The sequence below is a fragment of the Variovorax paradoxus genome, from assembly GCF_030815855.1.
In the GTDB taxonomy this organism is placed as follows: Bacteria; Pseudomonadota; Gammaproteobacteria; order Burkholderiales; family Burkholderiaceae_C; genus Variovorax; species Variovorax paradoxus_M.
Genome location: NZ_JAUSXG010000001.1, coordinates 4,084,074 through 4,098,603 on the forward strand (window position 1 = coordinate 4,084,074; position 14,530 = coordinate 4,098,603).

At 65.8% G+C, this 14,530-nt stretch carries 12 protein-coding genes and 1 pseudogene; 2 read left to right on the top strand and 11 right to left on the bottom strand.

All coding sequences use genetic code 11. The annotated features are described in order from the left end of the window. The first annotated feature begins 324 nt into the window (after positions 1-324). The gene (locus QFZ42_RS19640) at positions 325-618 is read left to right on the top strand and encodes a co-chaperone GroES (protein WP_307702566.1); all 294 of its coding nucleotides are present in this window, start codon (positions 325-327) and stop codon (positions 616-618) included. An 85-nt stretch (positions 619-703) separates the two neighbouring features. Then, positions 704-2,356: a chaperonin GroEL gene (gene groL, locus QFZ42_RS19645; protein WP_307702567.1), complete on the top strand. Its 1,653-nt coding sequence runs from the start codon at positions 704-706 to the stop codon at positions 2,354-2,356. A 73-nt stretch (positions 2,357-2,429) separates the two neighbouring features. Here groL and xylB read toward each other — a convergent pair whose 3' ends face one another. The 11 genes and pseudogenes from xylB to QFZ42_RS19700 all read right to left on the bottom strand — a co-directional run bounded on the left by xylB (position 2,430) and on the right by QFZ42_RS19700 (position 14,473). Beyond that, positions 2,430-3,899, bottom strand: a complete 1,470-nt coding sequence (gene xylB / locus QFZ42_RS19650; RefSeq protein ID WP_307702568.1) for a xylulokinase — start codon at positions 3,897-3,899, stop codon at positions 2,430-2,432. A gap of 50 nt (positions 3,900-3,949) precedes the next feature. Continuing rightward, complete coding sequence (locus tag QFZ42_RS19655) at positions 3,950-4,888, bottom strand: AraC family transcriptional regulator (RefSeq protein WP_307702569.1); 939 nt, start codon at positions 4,886-4,888, stop codon at positions 3,950-3,952. Positions 4,889-4,899: 11 nt separating this feature from the next. Then, positions 4,900-5,869, bottom strand: a pseudogene (locus QFZ42_RS19660) (carbohydrate kinase family protein). A 17-nt stretch (positions 5,870-5,886) separates the two neighbouring features. Continuing rightward, positions 5,887-6,558, bottom strand: a complete 672-nt coding sequence (locus QFZ42_RS19665) for a transaldolase family protein (protein ID WP_307702570.1) — start codon at positions 6,556-6,558, stop codon at positions 5,887-5,889. A 355-nt stretch (positions 6,559-6,913) separates the two neighbouring features. Beyond that, positions 6,914-7,702 carry an L-iditol 2-dehydrogenase gene (locus tag QFZ42_RS19670; protein ID WP_307702571.1) on the bottom strand — a complete coding sequence of 263 codons (789 nt, stop codon included), beginning with the start codon at positions 7,700-7,702 and terminating at the stop codon, positions 6,914-6,916. Beyond that, positions 7,699-9,087, bottom strand: a complete 1,389-nt coding sequence (gene dalD / locus QFZ42_RS19675; protein WP_307704272.1) for a D-arabinitol 4-dehydrogenase — start codon at positions 9,085-9,087, stop codon at positions 7,699-7,701. Before dalD ends, QFZ42_RS19670 begins: the two co-directional genes overlap by 4 nt. 81 nt (positions 9,088-9,168) lie before the next feature. Continuing rightward, positions 9,169-10,206 carry an ABC transporter ATP-binding protein gene (locus QFZ42_RS19680; protein ID WP_307702572.1) on the bottom strand — a complete coding sequence of 346 codons (1,038 nt, stop codon included), beginning with the start codon at positions 10,204-10,206 and terminating at the stop codon, positions 9,169-9,171. Between the two features lie 17 nt (positions 10,207-10,223). Beyond that, a complete protein-coding gene (locus QFZ42_RS19685) occupies positions 10,224-11,048 on the bottom strand; it encodes a carbohydrate ABC transporter permease (RefSeq protein WP_307702573.1) in 825 nt (274 codons plus the stop codon). A 10-nt stretch (positions 11,049-11,058) separates the two neighbouring features. Continuing rightward, positions 11,059-11,916 carry a carbohydrate ABC transporter permease gene (locus QFZ42_RS19690; RefSeq protein ID WP_307702574.1) on the bottom strand — a complete coding sequence of 286 codons (858 nt, stop codon included), beginning with the start codon at positions 11,914-11,916 and terminating at the stop codon, positions 11,059-11,061. Positions 11,917-12,050: 134 nt separating this feature from the next. Continuing rightward, the gene (locus tag QFZ42_RS19695; protein ID WP_307702575.1) at positions 12,051-13,361 is read right to left on the bottom strand and encodes an ABC transporter substrate-binding protein; all 1,311 of its coding nucleotides are present in this window, start codon (positions 13,359-13,361) and stop codon (positions 12,051-12,053) included. 176 nt (positions 13,362-13,537) lie between these two features. Further along, a complete protein-coding gene (locus QFZ42_RS19700) occupies positions 13,538-14,473 on the bottom strand; it encodes a LysR family transcriptional regulator (RefSeq protein ID WP_307702576.1) in 936 nt (311 codons plus the stop codon). Positions 14,474-14,530 lie beyond the last annotated feature (57 nt).

The window sequence follows — 14,530 nt, forward strand, 5'->3', positions numbered from 1 at the left end:
GGTGAATTTCAGCGAACGGCCTGACAGTCCTGGGCCCGTTCATAAGTGTTCATGGCGTTCCGCAGCCGCCTCCAGCAGTGATACCCGCCCCAAAAAGCACGGTCGTGCAGTTCCGAGTTACCTGAGAAGAGTTCTGAGTTAGCTGAGAACCGACAGCGGAGTAGGCCGCGTGAATCAGACTCGCGAGCCTTGAAACTCCGCCGATTGCCCTTATCATTAGCACTCGCTGCTGATGAGTGCTAACAAGCCTCGCTTCCAGTCGATGGGCCGCCAGCCTCCGGTTCGGCGCCCGACCACAACCCCGTTTCTTATCCAGGAGATGCAATGAAACTTCGTCCTTTGGCCGATCGCGTGATCGTCAAGCGTGTTGACAGCGAAACCAAGACCGCCTCCGGCATCGTCATTCCCGACGCAGCCGCCGAAAAGCCCGATCAGGGCGAAGTCCTGGCCGTCGGCCCGGGCAAGCGCACCGACAAGGGCGACCTGACCGCACTGACCGTCAAGGTCGGCGACCGCGTCCTGTTCGGCAAGTACAGCGGCCAGACCGTCAAGGTCGATGGCGACGAACTGCTGGTCATGAAGGAAGACGACCTGTTCGCGGTCGTCGAAGCGAAGTGATTTTGCGGGACAGACCAGGCAGGCGCGAAGCGGCTGACTGCTCTGTCCCCAAGTGATTAATTAACTGATTCCGGAGTAATCAAACATGGCAGCAAAAGACGTAGTCTTCGGCGGTGAAGCCCGCGCACGCATGGTCGAGGGTGTCAACATCCTCGCCAACGCAGTCAAAGTGACCCTGGGCCCCAAGGGCCGCAACGTGGTGCTCGAACGCTCGTTCGGCGCCCCCACCGTGACCAAGGACGGTGTGTCGGTCGCCAAGGAAATCGAACTCAAGGACAAGCTCCAGAACATGGGCGCGCAGCTCGTGAAGGAAGTGGCTTCCAAGACTTCGGACAACGCCGGTGACGGCACCACCACCGCGACCGTGCTGGCACAAGCCATCGTTCGCGAAGGTTTCAAGCTGGTGGCTGCCGGCATGAACCCGATGGACCTGAAGCGCGGCATCGACAAGGCTGTCACGGCCCTGGTCGCCGAGCTGAAGAAGGCTTCGAAGCCCACCACCACGTCGAAGGAAATCGCTCAAGTCGGCTCCATTTCGGCCAACAGCGACGAAACCATCGGCAAGCTCATCGCTGACGCGATGGACAAGGTCGGCAAGGAAGGCGTGATCACTGTCGAAGACGGCAAGTCGCTGGACAGCGAACTCGACGTCGTCGAAGGCATGCAGTTCGACCGCGGCTACCTGTCGCCCTACTTCATCAACAACCCCGAGAAGCAATCGGCGCTGTTGGACAACCCCTTCGTGCTGCTGTTCGACAAGAAGATCAGCAACATCCGCGACCTGCTCCCCACGCTGGAACAAGTCGCCAAGGCTGGCCGTCCGCTGCTGATCATTGCCGAAGAAGTCGAAGGCGAAGCCCTGGCTACCTTGGTCGTGAACACGATCCGCGGCATCCTGAAGGTTGTGGCTGTCAAGGCTCCTGGCTTCGGCGACCGCCGCAAGGCCATGCTCGAAGACATCGCCATCCTGACGGGCGGCAAGGTCATCGCTGAAGAAGTGGGCCTCACGCTCGAAAAGGTGACGCTGGCCGATCTGGGCCAAGCCAAGCGCATCGAAGTGGGCAAGGAAAACACCATCATCATCGACGGTTCGGGCGCTGCGGCCGACATCGAAGCCCGCGTGAAGCAAGTGCGCGTGCAGATCGAAGAAGCCACGAGCGACTACGACCGTGAAAAGCTGCAAGAACGCGTGGCCAAGCTGGCCGGCGGCGTTGCAGTGATCAAGGTCGGCGCTGCCACCGAAGTCGAAATGAAGGAAAAGAAGGCACGCGTCGAAGACGCCCTGCACGCCACCCGCGCTGCAGTGGAAGAAGGCGTCGTGGCTGGCGGCGGCGTGGCTCTGCTGCGTGCCAAGCAAGCCGTGGGCGACTCGGTCAAGGGCGACAACGCCGACCAGGAAGCCGGTATCAAGCTGGTGCTGAAGGCCATCGAAGCGCCCCTGCGCGAAATCGTGAACAACGCCGGCGGCGAAGCCTCGGTGGTGGTGAACGCTGTGTTGGCCGGCAAGGGCAACTACGGCTTCAACGCTGCGAACGACACGTACGGCGACATGCTCGAGCTGGGCATCCTGGATCCGACGAAGGTCACCCGCACCGCGCTGCAGAATGCAGCATCGGTGTCCTCGCTGCTGCTGACGACCGAAGCCATGGTCGCCGATGCACCGAAGGACGAATCGGGTGCTGGCGGCGGCATGCCCGACATGGGTGGCATGGGCGGTATGGGCGGCATGGGCATGTAATGTCCGGCTGAGCCTTACGCTCACCAAAACGAAAAGGGCCGCGCAAGCGGCCCTTTTTTATTGCGCGCTACCTTTACCGAAACTGGTCTCGCAGCGCCATGTACAACACCTGGAAGCGCGCATGCCGCGTCTTGTGCCCATCGGCCCCTTGGGACGAAGGCACCAGCTGCTGCCTGACCGGCGGCAGCGTGCACACCTCGGCCACCGTGCCGCCATCGGCCAGCCATGCGAGGCGCGCTGCGCCGAGCGCACCGCCCGTCTCGCTGCCCGCATAGAGCGTGAGCGGCACCTGGAAGATGTCGGCCAGCAACTGGCCCCACCAGACGCTGCGCGCACCGCCGCCCACCAGCGCGACTTCGCGCAGCGGCATGTCGGCCGGCAGGCGCAGCGTGTCGAAGCCGTCGCGCAGTCCGAAGCTCACGCCCTCGACCACGGCATAGGCGATCTCGGCCGGCCCATGCGCATGCGTGAGGCCGAACAGCGCCCCCTGGGCATTCGGATTGTTGTGCGGCGAACGCTCGCCCGACAGATACGGCAGGAACAGCGGGCAGCGCGCCCGGTCCGCAAGCGCGACCGATGCCGCAGCTTCGAGCAGCCCAGCCTCATCGGCGAACTTGAACGTCTTCGCGGCCCAGCTCACCGCACTTGCGGCCGAGAGCATCACCGACATCTGATGCCAGCGCTTCGGCAGCGCATGGCAGAACGCATGCATCGCCTGCGCGGGGTTCGGCAGAAAGCGGTCGGTCGAGACGAACACCACGCCCGAGGTGCCGAGCGACACGAAGCCCTGCCCCGGCTCCACCAGCCCCATGCCGACAGCGCTCGCGGCGTTGTCGCCCGCGCCGCCGGCGATCAGCACCGTGCCGCTGCCGACGCCCCAGCGCGCGCCGAGTTCAGTCTTGAGCCGCGCCGACACCTCGCTGCCCTCGACCAGCCGCGGCATGTGGCCGCGCGTCAGCCCGGTGGCCGCGAGCAGCTCGTCGGACCAGTCGCGCGCACCGACATCGAGCCACAGCGTGCCGGCCGCATCCGACATTTCGCTGACGGCCTCGCCGCTGAGCATGAAGCGCAGCCAGTCTTTCGGCAGCAGCACGCGCGCCACGCGGTTGAAGATTTCAGGTTCGTGCTCGCGCACCCACAGCAGCTTGGGCGCGGTGAACCCCGGCATCGCCAGGTTGCCCGCGATTTCGGCGAGGCGCGGCACGGCGCGCGTGAGCGCCACGCACTGCGCGCCGCTGCGGCCGTCGTTCCAAAGGATGGCGGGGCGCAGCACCTCGCCCGCGGCATCGAGCAGCGTGGCGCCGTGCATCTGGCCCGAAAGGCCGATGGCACGCACGGCGCGCAGTGCCTCGGCGTGCGCCTCCCGTAGCTCGGCCATCACCTGCTCGAGCGCCTGCCACCATTGGCCGGGATCCTGCTCCGACCAGAGCGGTTGCGGCCGATCGACCGTGAGTGCTGCGCGTGCCACGCCGACGATGCGGTGGTCGTCGGCAAGCAGCAGCGCCTTGAGCTCGGAGGTGCCGAGGTCGAGTCCCAGATACAAGATGGTGCTCCCTGATTGCGCTTTGAATGCTTGCTGCCGTTGTCTTGAAGTCAGCCGAAGCGGGTGTCGGCCTGCCGCCTGAACTCGCTCGGCGTCATGCCCTTGATCTCGAGAAAGCGCCGGTTGAAGTTCGCCACGTTGTTGAAGCCGACTTGGTAGCAGATGTCCGTCACATAGTGATCGGTCTGCATCAGCAGGTGGCAGGCGCTGTTGATGCGCACGCGGTTGACGAAGTCGGTAAAGCTGTTGCCGGTCGAGCGCCTGAAGAAGCGGCTGAAGCGGCTTTCGCTCATGCCGAGTTCGGCCGCCACGTCCGACATCGAGATCGACTCCGCCATGTTGGCGGTGATGCGGTTGACGATGTCGTTGATCTTGTCGACCTGCGCATCGCCTTCGATGCCGTGTGCGCCCTGCATCTGAACACTCGACAGCAGCCGGTAGTCTGTCCATTGCGCCAGGTCGGCCATGAACTCGAAGAACAGCCCGAGCCGGCGCACGCCGCGCGCGGCCTTGATGTTGTCCCAATGCGTTTGCGCCTGCTGCGAGAGGCCGAAGAACTCGATGCCGTGGCGCGCCCGTTCGAGCAGCTGCATCACCTCGCGCAATTCGGGAATTTCGGCCGCGGCGCGCTCGATGGGCTCGTGGCGGAACTGGATCACCCGGTCGCGCCCTTCGGAGCCGCCTTCGGGCACGTCCAGAGAGATCCAGTTGTGCGGCAGCCGAGGTCCGCAGAGCACGAGGTGCCCGGGCTGGAACGGCCCGATCCAGTCACCGACGAAAGCCTTTCCCGAGGTCTCGGTGATCAGGTGCAGCTCGTAGTCTTCATGAAAGTGCCACCGCACCAGCGGGCTCGGGAAGCCGTGCGCCAGACAGCGCACCAGGCCGGTTTCGGGAGCCTCGTAGCCCAGCGACGGCGAGCGCGCGATGTCGCGCTCCAGCTCGGGTTGGCGCTGACGGGGAATCGAGCGTTTGCGTGTGGACGTTGTCATGGCAGCACCGGTCAGAGCCGGGAAGCGACGGACTGGTTGTCTTCCTGCCGCCAGCGCCATGTGAACGGCTTCCAGTGTGGGTGGATCAGCCCCCTCGCGGGTGCAGTTCAGCGCCGCGGCGGTGGCCGCGAAGCGCATCACCTCGTGCCAAGCTTCGTCGCTCAGTTCGCCGAGCTGGGCGGGGTGCTCGACGCCCTGTGCGAGCAGCGCAACCGAGAGGCCCGCGGTGAACGTGTCGCCCGCGCCGATGGTGTCGACCACCTCGACGCGCGGCGCCGCCACGGTGAGCGGCGGATGCGCCGTGCGCCAGAGCGTGGCGCCCGCGCCTCCGCGCGTGACGATCACCGCGCGCGCGCCGGCCTGCAGGCACTCCGCCGCCAGTGCGTCGACCGGCCAGCCGGGGGCCAGCAGTTCGGCATCTTCGTCGCTGAGCTTGACCAGATCGGCCATCGCAAACCAGTTCATGACGCGCGCACGATAGGCCGCCATATCGGGAATCAGGCTGGGCCGCACATTGGGATCGAACACGATCACGCGGCGGCCGGCGTTGGCCGTGACCAGTTCGGCGATGCGCGTGGCCGCGGGCTCCTGCAGCAGCGAGATCGAACCGAAGTGCAGAAAGCGGCAGTCCGCCGGCAGCTGCGGCAGCGGCTCGGGTGCCCAGGTCGCGTCGGCGCTGCCGCGCGTGTAGAAGGCATAGCGGTTGGTCTGCGGCGTGCGCTCGACAAAGGCCAGGGTCGACGGTGCATGGGTACGCAGAATGAAGCCCGTATCCACGCCGTTGCGTTCGAGAAAACCCATCAGGCGCTCGCCGAACAGGTCGGTCGACAGCTGGGTGAGAAATCCGGTCGGCTGTCCAAGGCGCGCGCAGGCCACGGCCGTGTTGAGCGGCGAGCCGCCTTCGTGGCCCAGGAAACCGAGGGTGCCCGCCTCGGTGGCGGTGAAATCGATCAGGGCTTCGCCCGTGAGTGCAATGCGCATGGTGGCTGGATTCTCGATCAAGACAGGGCGCGAGCATCGGCCAGAAAGCCGCGTTCTGCGGCCAGCGTGGCGGGATGATCGAGCAGTTCGGCAAAGAGGCGCGGCGGAATCGTGATGGCTCCCACGCCCAACCCCAGCAGCGAAAGATACGCCTCGCGCGAGCGGATGCTGGCCACCAGCAGGCGCGTGCCGGACGAAGGCCGCTGCGCCACCAGGGCCTGCATCTGCGCGATGAGCGCCAGCCCGTCGATGCCGGCGTCTTCGAGCCGCCCCAGGTAGGGCGCCGCGTAGGCGGCACCCAGTTGTGCCGCAAAGTGCGCCTGCTCGGGCGCGTAGACGGCGGTCCACGTCACGGGCACGCCTTGCGCAATGAGCCGAGCACCGGCATCGAGGCCCTGGCGCGTGGCGGGAATCTTGATGACGAGGCGGCCCGGCTCAAAGTGCGAGAGCAGCGCCTGCGCGTCCTCGAGCATGCCGTCGACTTCGCTGGAGTACACCTGCGCCTGCACTTGTCGTGCACCCAGCTCGATGCAGCGCTTCAGCAAGCCGGGCACTTCGCCGCGGCCCACACCGGCGCGCTGCAGCAAGGTCGGATTGGTCGTCACGCCATGCACCACGGGGTGCGGCAGGCAGGTCTGCAGTTCTGCCAGGTCGGCGCTGTCGAGGTACAGATGGAAATCTTCGTTCATGGGTGTGCACTATGCCAACGGATGTGTGCGTTCGGGGTGCGTTTGTCCGGGGTGGGTTTGTTCAGGGCGCGTGCACAGGCCACCGGGTACTCCCCTCCGCGAATGTCCCCCGGCTTCGCCTCCTCCTTGATTTCGCTGCGGGGAGCACCCGATGCCCTGTGCACACCGAGCGCTGCGCTTGTTCCGTTCGATCAACGACCGCTCTGAATCACGCTCCCGCTGATGGGGTGCCTTGCGCAGCGAAATCAAGGGGGAGGCCGCAGGCCGGAGGACATTCGCGGAGCAAGGTACCCCGTCGGCGGGAGCGCGCCCTGAATGCCTCCCGCCGCGACGAACAGAAAAGCAAGCCTTCATCTCAACTCATCACATTACCGCCATCGACATTCAAGGTCTGCGCCGTGATGTAACGGGCCTCGTCGCTGGCAAGGAATACCGCCGCCCCCGCGATGTCGGCCGGCACGCCCATGCGGCCGAGCGGCACCTCGAGGCCGACGCGCCGCTTCTTCTCGCCGGGCGGCAGCCCTTCGGCCTTGGCGAACAGGCTGTCGACATGGTCCCACATCGGCGTGTCGACCACCCCGGGTGCAATGCCGTTGACGCGGATGCCGTGCGGCGCCATGGCGAGCGCGGCGCTCTGGGTGTAGCTGATGACCGCGGCCTTGGTGGCGCAGTAGTGCGACACCAAGGCCTCGCCGCGGCGCCCCGCCTGCGAGGCCATGTTGATGACCGACGCGCCCTGCGTACCGGCCTCGACCATGTGGCGCAGCACGGCCTGCATGACGAAGAACATGCCCTTCACGTTGACCGCGAAGAGCCTGTCGAAGGATGCTTCGTCGCTGTCGAGCAGCGGCGCAAGGTCGAACACGGCCGCGTTGTTGAACAGCGTGTGGATCGGGCCGAAGGCGACCTGTGCCTCCGCGAGCAGGTGCGAGATGCCCTGCGTGTCGGTGACGTCGGCCGCGATGTAGGCCAGGCGGTCGGGATGCTGCTGCAACAGAGCCCGCACCGCTTCGGGTGCCGCGGCCATGCGGTCGACCACGCTGCAGCGCGCGCCTTCGGCAATGCAGGCCTCGGCCACCGCGAGACCGATGCCGCCGCCGGCACCGGTCAGCAGCACGTGGCGGTTCTTCAAGCGTTCGGTCATGTCGTTGCTCCTGAATTCACGAAACCTGCCACGCGCCTACTCGCGCCTCGCACGGCATCGATCAGCCGCGCATCGCCTGCGGTGGAGCCCCACAGCCCGGCGTCCGAACACAGCGCGAGCACCGGATCGGCGGCGCCGCAGATGGCGTGCGCCACGGCCTCGTCCATGCCTTGGTCCTGGTAGGCATAGGGCAGCGCCCTGCGATGCCAGCGCTGCAAGAAGGCGAGGAACAGCGCGGGCAGCATCGCGACGCTGTCGATTGGCTGCCCCGCGGCCAGCCGCTCGCGCACCGTGGGCGCGATGAAGCCCGGGATCTTCGAGAAGCCGTCGGCGGCCACGCGCTGGTTGGTGTCGCGGATCGCGGGGTTGCCGAAGCGCTCGAGCACCACGTCGCGGTAGGCCGCGAGGTCGATGGGGCTCGGATTGAGGCACGGGATCACGTCATCGGTCACGTAGTCATACGCCATCTTGCGGATGGCCGCGTGGTGCGTGCCTTCGTGGATGAAGCTCAGCCCGGCCAGCGTGCCGGCCCAGGCAATGCAGCTGTGCGTGGCATTGAGGATGCGGATCTTGGCCTCTTCATAGGGCTGCACCGATTCGACCAGCTCCACGCCGACACGGCCCCAGTCGGGCCGGCCGGCCACGAAGTTGTCTTCGATCACCCACTGGATAAAGCTCTCGCCGGTGATCGCGGCCGCATCGTCGCGGCCCGTCGCAGTCTTCACGCGCGCACGCAGCTCGGGCGGCGGGCGCGGCGTGATGCGGTCGACCATTGCGTTCGGACAGGCGGTGTTCGCTTGCACCCAGGCGAGCAGTTCGGCATCGCCCGCGCGCTCGATGAACTCGAGCAAACCAGCGTGGAAGCGCTCGCCGTTGTGGCGCAGGTTGTCGCAGTTGAGCAACGTGACCGGCCCGGCCTGCGCGGCCTTGCGCGCGCGCAGGATCGCGCAGACGGCGCCGTAGATCGTCACGCCTTCGCCACCCGCCTCACGGCGGCGTGCGCGCTCGATATCGGCCGCAAGGTCGCCGAACGACAGGTCCAGCTTGCCCTTGGTGTCGAGGTAGTAGCCGGCTTCGGTCACGGTGAAGGACACGATGCGCGTGGACGGCGCGGCGCCGCGCGCGACCACGGCGGCCAACGAAGGCTCCCACGGCAGCACTTCGCGGATGGCTTCGATCTGCTCGTAGCGGTACTCGCCGGCCGGCGACACGGTTTCGAGCGTGTAGCGCCCGCCCTGCGCCTGCAGCGCCGCAACGACGTCGGTCATGTCGGGCCGGATGTTGGCGCCCGAGAGCGACCAGCGGGTGTCACCCGCTTCGATCAGCCTTTGCAGGTAGACGGCCTGATGGGCGCGATGAAACGAGCCGAGTCCGAGGTGAAGCACCGTGAACTCCGAAGGAGCCAGAGGTGGAGTTGGCGCATCGAGAGGCGCGGTGGCAAGGGTCACGGGAATGTCCGGAAGAAATCAGGCGGAGACCGAACGGCCTTCGCGGTTGAACAAATGGAGCACCGACGGGTCGAGTTCGACCGCCACGTCATCGCCCGCATGCAGCGGCGTGCGTTCGTTCTGGCGCGCGATCAGCGGCACGCCGCCCACGTCGACGTGGATCAGCGTGTCGGCGCCCAGCGCCTCGATCAACTCGACACGGCCTTGAACGCCCGCAGCCGCACCCTGCTTCGGATGCACGCGCAGGCCTTCGGGCCGCACGCCCAGGAAGCCGTCGCTCGGCAGGCGCCCGCCGGTCGCGGCGGAAAAGCTCGGTATGGCACTCGCCGCCACCATGTTCATCGACGGCATGCCGATGAACTGCGCGACGAACTGGTTGGCCGGATGGTCGTACAGCTCGAGCGGCGTGCCGACCTGTTCGATGAGACCGTCCCTGAGCACCACCACGCGGTCGGCCAGTGTCATGGCCTCGACCTGGTCGTGCGTGACGTAGATCGTGGTCGCGCCGAGCGAGCGGTGCAGCTTGTGGATTTCGACGCGCGTGTTGCCGCGCAGCGCCGCATCGAGATTCGACAAGGGCTCGTCGAACAGGAACACCTTCGGCGCGCGCACGATGGCCCGGCCGATGGCCACGCGCTGGCGCTGTCCGCCCGACAGGTCCTTGGGCGTGCGGTCGAGATACTGCGTGAGGTTGAGCGTCTTCGCCGCATAGTCGACCTTGGTCTTGATCTCGCTCTTGGACACGCCCGCCAGCTTGAGCGCGAAGGACATGTTGTCGTACACGCTCATGTGCGGGTAGAGCGCATAACTCTGAAACACCATGGCCAGGTCGCGCTTGCCCGAAGGCGTCCAGGTGATGTCCTTGCCGTCGAGCAGCAGGTTGCCGCTCGTGATGGGCTCGAGCCCCGCGATCAGCCGCAGCAGCGTCGACTTGCCGCAGCCCGAAGGGCCGACGAAGACGATGAACTCGCCCTTCTGGATTTCGAGGTCGACGCCCTTGATGATGTTGACGTCGCCGAAGCTCTTCTTGATGTCTTTGAGTTGCAGGTAGGCCATGAGATGTCTCCCTTTCTTTACTTGACGGCGCCGAAGGTCAGGCCTTGCACCAGTTGCTTCTGGCTGAACCACCCGAACACGACGATGGGCGCGATGGCCATCAGCGAGGCGGCCGACAACTTGGCCCAGAACAGGCCCTCGGGACTGGAGTACGAGGCGATCAGCGTTGCGAGCGTGCCGGCCTTCGCGGAGGTGAGGTTCAGCGCCCAGAAGGCCTCGTTCCAGCTCAGCACCAGGCACAGGAGGCCGGTCGATGCGAGCCCGCCGACCGACAGCGGCAGCACGACATGGCAGAACTCGGTCCACAGGCTCGCGCCGTCCATGCGCGCGGCCTCGAGGATCTCGTTCGGAATGTCCTTGTAGGCGCTGTAGAGCATCCACACCATGATCGGCAGGTTCGACAGCGTGAACACGATCGTCAGCGCGGTGAGCGAATCGAGCATGCCCGCGGTCTGCGCGAGCACGTAGATCGGCACCAGCGCGCCCACGGCCGGCATCATCTTGGTGGAGAGCATCCACATGAGGATGTCGCGCGTCTTCTTCGTGCGAAAGAACGCCATCGAGTACGCGGCGGGCGCCGCGATCAGCAAGCCGATGATGGTCGAGCCCAGGCTGGTGATGAGCGAGTTGCGCGCATACAGCAGGTAGTCGCTGCGGCGCTGCACTTCACCGAAGTTGTCGAGCGTGGGTTCGAAGATGAAGAGCGGCGGCACGTGGATCGCCTGCAGCTCCGTCTTGAAGGCCGTGAGGAACAGCCAGCCGAGCGGAAAGAACAGCAGCAGCGCCACGGCCCACGCACTCGCGGTGCGCAGCAGTTGCGGAAGGAAATTGCTGGGTTGCATGGTCGCTCCTTCAGTCCAGGTTCTTGCCGATGATCCGGATCAGGAACACGGCGACGATGTTGGCCAGCACCACCGCGAACAGCGCACCGGCCGAGGCCACGCCCACGTCGAAATTCATCAGCGACTGCTTGAAGATCAGGTAGGTCATGTTGGTGCTCTCGTTGCCCGGACCGCCGTTGGTGGTGATGGCAATCTCGGCGAACACGCTGAGCAGAAAGATCATCTCGATCATGATCACCACCGCCATCGGCCGGCCGAGGTGCGGAATGGTGAGATAGAAGAAGCGCTGGAACGAACTCGCGCCGTCCATGCGCGCAGCTTCCATCTGCTCGCGGTCGAGCGACTGCAGCGAGGTGATGAAGATCAGGCAGGCGAACGGCAGCCACTGCCAGGCCACCATGACGATCACCGAGAACAGCGGCACGTCGGTGAGCCAGTCGACAGGCTGGGCGCCGAAGAAGCGCCACACGTCGGCCAGCACGCCATAGATGGGGTTCATCATCATGTGCTTCCAGAGCAGCGCGTTGACCGCGGGCATGACGAAGAAGGGCGAGATCAAGAGCACCCGCACGATGCCGCGGCCCGGAAAGGGCTCGTTCACCAGGAGCGCGAGCAGCACGCCGAACACCACCGTGATGACGATCACGCTGCCGATCAGCATCAGCGTGTTCCAGGTCGCGGGCCAGAAGTCGGGATCGGTGACGAAGTAGTGAAAGTTCTCGATGCCCGCGAACGTGCGCTCGCCGGGCTGCATGAGGTTGTAGTTCACGAACGAGAAGTACAACGTCATCGCAAGCGGCACGATCATCCACAGGAGGAGCGTGAGCACGGCGGGCGCCATGAGGGCCCGGGGCAGGAGTCGTTTCATCTTGTGTTCCTCTCAGGCTGTTGCCCCCTCTCCCGCTTGCGGGAGAGGGTTGGGGTGAGGGCATGCGGCGCTACCCAGGGGCACGCCGCCCCCTCACCCTGGCCCTCTCCCCGAGGGGAGAGGGAAACAGGCACTTACTTGTACTGACCCGACTTCTTGATCTCGCGCTCAGCCAAGGTCTGCGAAGTCTTCAACGCCTGGTCCACAGTGACCTTGCCCGACAGCGCCGCGCTCATCTGCTGGCCCACGCCGGTGCCGATGGCCTGGAACTCGGGAATGGCTGCGTATTGCACGCCCACGTACGGCGACTTGGGCAACGTGCTGTCGCTGAGGTTGGCGCTGTCGATGGCCTTCTTCTCGGCCGCGGCGAACTTGGCCACCTTCTGGAACTCGGGGTTCGCATAGGTCGACTTGCGCGTGCCGGTGGGCACCGTGGCCCAGCCATGCTCCTTGGCCACCAGGTTGACGTAGTCCTTGGAGGTGGCCCACTTCACGAAGGTCTGCGCGGCCGCGCCCTTGGTCGAACTGGCGGGAATGGCCAGGTTCCAGGTCCACAGCCAATTGGCGCCCTTCGGCGTCACGGCAATGGGGGCCTGCGCGAATGCGACCTTGTCGGCCACCTTCGACTGCTTCGGATCGCTGATGAACGAGGCCGCGATGGTCGCGTCCACCCACATGCCGCACTTGCCTTCGTTGAAGAGCGCGAGGTTCTCGTTGAAGCTGTTGGCCGAGGCACCGGGCGGGCCATACGACTTCATCATGTCGACGTAGAAGTTGATCGCGTCCTTCCACGGCTTGGTGTCGATCTGCGGCTTCCACTGCATGTCGAACCACTGGCCGCCGTTGGTGTTGACCAGCGTGGTCAAAAATGCCATGTTGTCGCCCCAACCCGGCTTGCCGCGCAGGCACATGCCGTACACGCCGGCCTTGGGGTCGTGGATCTTGCCGGCGAGCTCTTTCACCTGCACCCAGGTGGGCTGCTCGGGCATCTGGAAACCGACCTTGTCGGCCAGGTCCTTGCGGTACATGAGCATCGAGCTCTCGCCGTAGAACGGCGCGGCGTAGAGCTTGCCTTCGTACGACAGGCCGGCGCGGATGGCGGGCAGCAGGTCGTCGGCGTCGTAGGCGGCGTCGGTGGCAATGGGCTGGAGCCAGCCCTTCTTCGACCAGATCGGCGCTTCGTACAGGCCGATGGTCATCACGTCGAACTGGCCGCCCTTGGTGGCGATGTCGGTGGTCACGCGCTGGCGCAGCGTGCCTTCTTCGAGCGTCACCCACTTGAGCTTGATGTCGGGGTTGGCTTTTTCGAAGAAGGGCGTGAGCTTCTGCATCTCGATCATGTGGCCGTTGTTGACGGTCGCAATCACGAGTTCGGTGGCGGCCTGGGACGCGAGCCCCGTGCCGGCGAGTGCGAGGACGAGGCCCGCTTTCAGAAAACGCTGCATGTTGTCTCCTAGAGGTGAGCGACGCCCTCTGGTTGGGTCGCCGTGGCCTGGATTCTGGAGAAACGCGCTTGCGGTTTTGGTACTGCGGCGGGTAGCAATGGTACTTTCATGCACCAGTTGGCTAGGATAATCCCTAGTCAATGCAATACAGCATGGAAAATCGCGAGCCAAAGACCTCAGGTGCCGCCCAGGAGCTGGCGCCGAAATTGCGCCGCGGCCGGTGAAAGCGCGCGGTCCTGCCGCGTGACGAGGCAAATCGGCGGTACGCGCACCGGCAGCTCCAGCGGCACCGTGCGCAGCACGCCCAGCCGGGCATAGTGGCTGGCCTGCGAAGCCGGCATCACGGCCGCCATGTCGGAGTTCTCGAGCAAGGCCGTGATGGCGATGGGCGATGCCGTTTCGATGATGTCGAGCCGCGCCTGGATGCCCGCCTCCCGCATCGCCGCCTCGAAGCGCCCGCGCTGCGGCGAGCCGGGCGGCTGCAGCACCCATGACCAGTTCGCCATGTCGGCCAGCGTGACGGTGGCGCGCTCGAACACCGGGTGCGCGGCACGCACCACGACCACCATCGACTCGCCCAGCAGCGGCACGCTCGAATACTTCGCCTCGTCGTGGCCCGCGGTAAGCCGGCCCAGCACGAGGTCGACATCGCCCTGCTCCAGCTGCGCCTGCATCACGTCGCTGGTCTCGACCACCACCGACACGGCCACCTGCGGATGGCGGCGCCGGTACTCGACCAGCGCCGGCGCCAGCAGCTCGGGCACGGCCCCCGGCACGCTGCCCACGCGCAGCGAACCGCTGAGGCCCGAGCGCAGCGCGAGCATTTCCTCGCGCGCGCTGCCGAAGTGGCTGAGCACGCGGCGGGCATAGCGGATCAGGATCTCGCCGTAGGGCGTGGGCTCCATGCCGCGCGCGAGACGTTCGAAGAGCTTTTCGCCGAGGGAGTCTTCCAATTGCTGCAACAGCTTGGTAGCGGCGGGTTGGCTGATGCTCATGGCTTCCGCCGCACGCCCGAGGTGGCGGTGCGCATCGAGCCGGGCCAGCAGCAGCAATTGGCGCGGCCGCACATGCAGCATCAGCGAGGCGTCGGTCAGGCCTGAACCAGAAGTCATGCACAAAAGTATATGGAGCTTCCGACTTTTTCGATTGGATCGGGCGCGCAAAGCTCC

Excerpts from the sequence above, each read along its gene's own strand:
- QFZ42_RS19665 (WP_307702570.1), bottom strand. The coding sequence starts at position 6,558 with ATGAACGAAGATTTCCATCTGTACCTCGACAGCGCCGACCTGGCAGAA.
- QFZ42_RS19640 (WP_307702566.1), top strand. The coding sequence starts at position 325 with ATGAAACTTCGTCCTTTGGCCGATCGCGTGATCGTCAAGCGTGTTGAC.
- QFZ42_RS19700 (WP_307702576.1), bottom strand. The coding sequence starts at position 14,473 with ATGACTTCTGGTTCAGGCCTGACCGACGCCTCGCTGATGCTGCATGTG.
- QFZ42_RS19690 (WP_307702574.1), bottom strand. The coding sequence starts at position 11,916 with ATGAAACGACTCCTGCCCCGGGCCCTCATGGCGCCCGCCGTGCTCACG.
- groL (WP_307702567.1), top strand. The coding sequence starts at position 704 with ATGGCAGCAAAAGACGTAGTCTTCGGCGGTGAAGCCCGCGCACGCATG.
- QFZ42_RS19680 (WP_307702572.1), bottom strand. The coding sequence starts at position 10,206 with ATGGCCTACCTGCAACTCAAAGACATCAAGAAGAGCTTCGGCGACGTC.
- QFZ42_RS19670 (WP_307702571.1), bottom strand. The coding sequence starts at position 7,702 with ATGACCGAACGCTTGAAGAACCGCCACGTGCTGCTGACCGGTGCCGGC.
- QFZ42_RS19695 (WP_307702575.1), bottom strand. The coding sequence starts at position 13,361 with ATGCAGCGTTTTCTGAAAGCGGGCCTCGTCCTCGCACTCGCCGGCACG.
- QFZ42_RS19655 (WP_307702569.1), bottom strand. The coding sequence starts at position 4,888 with ATGACAACGTCCACACGCAAACGCTCGATTCCCCGTCAGCGCCAACCC.
- QFZ42_RS19685 (WP_307702573.1), bottom strand. The coding sequence starts at position 11,048 with ATGCAACCCAGCAATTTCCTTCCGCAACTGCTGCGCACCGCGAGTGCG.